The organism is Providencia sp. CIM-Carb-044 (genome assembly GCF_033901115.1).
In the GTDB taxonomy this organism is placed as follows: Bacteria; Pseudomonadota; Gammaproteobacteria; order Enterobacterales; family Enterobacteriaceae; genus Providencia; species Providencia hangzhouensis.
Window position 1 is genome coordinate 1 of the sequence record NZ_JAXADV010000057.1, and the last position, 1,237, is coordinate 1,237.

A 1,237-nucleotide genomic window follows, 5' to 3' on the forward strand; every position below is an offset into this window, starting at 1 on the left:
ACGCCGTGGGTCGATGTTTGATGTTATGGAGCAGCAACGATGTTACGCAGCAGGGCAGTCGCCCTAAAACAAAGTTAACCTCTGAGGAAGAATTGTGAAACTATCACTAATGGTAGCTATATCGAAGAATGGAGTTATCGGGAATGGCCCTGATATTCCATGGAGTGCCAAAGGTGAACAGCTCCTGTTTAAAGCTATTACCTATAACCAATGGCTGTTGGTTGGACGCAAGACTTTTGAATCAATGGGAGCATTACCCAACCGAAAGTATGCGGTCGTAACACGTTCAAGTTTTACATCTGACAATGAGAACGTATTGATCTTTCCATCAATTAAAGATGCTTTAACCAACCTAAAGAAAATAACGGATCATGTCATTGTTTCAGGTGGTGGGGAGATATACAAAAGCCTGATCGATCAAGTAGATACACTACATATATCTACAATAGACATCGAGCCGGAAGGTGATGTTTACTTTCCTGAAATCCCCAGCAATTTTAGGCCAGTTTTTACCCAAGACTTCGCCTCTAACATAAATTATAGTTACCAAATCTGGCAAAAGGGTTAACAAGTGGCAGCAACGGATTCGCAAACCTGTCACGCCTTTTGTACCAAAAGCCGCGCCAGGTTTGCGATCCGCTGTGCCAGGCGTTAAGGCTACATGAAAATCGTACATTACGAAGCGAATGCACCATGGATAGGAAGAATGAAATGCCCAAACCCAAAGTGTGGGAAGGAAACTCCTGCCTGGCAATCGAGCGGCATGAGCGACAGTTGCCCGCATTTTTTCTGTGATACTTGCTCGAATGTAATCCATAGAGAGCAGGACCATGCATTACTGTATGAAAATGAAATCAATCAAGAGCTCTTGGATCGAATAGCAGCAACTCTTCCAGATTGCCCTTGCGGGGGTAGGTTTGTTCCTGGTGCAAACCCAAAGTGTCCGAGTTGCAAGACCGAGTACGTGCACCAATGGGATGCAGTGAAAAGGTTGAATGTACCTTTTATGCCAATCTTGGATGGTTCCTGCTTGATTCGAGATAGGCTGTATTCGTATGAAGTATGCATTGGTTCTAAACCAAAATACTGGTGGCGTTTGTTCACAAATGCCTTAACAAGTTTAGGCAAGGGACGCTCCTGACGTCGCGCCCCTGCTAAAAGCGTTAGATGCACTAAGCACATAATTGCTCACAGCCAAACTATCAGGTCAAGTCTGCTTTTATTATTTTTAAGCGTG

Annotated in this window: 1 protein-coding gene; it reads left to right on the forward strand. The window is 44.2% G+C overall.

Annotated elements, in window-relative coordinates; genetic code table 11:
- Positions 1 to 94 precede the first annotated feature (94 nt).
- Positions 95 to 568, forward strand: a complete 474-nt coding sequence (gene dfrA1, locus SJ312_RS23230) for a trimethoprim-resistant dihydrofolate reductase DfrA1 (protein ID WP_000777554.1) — start codon at positions 95 to 97, stop codon at positions 566 to 568.
- The last annotated feature ends 669 nt before the right edge of the window (positions 569 to 1,237 follow it).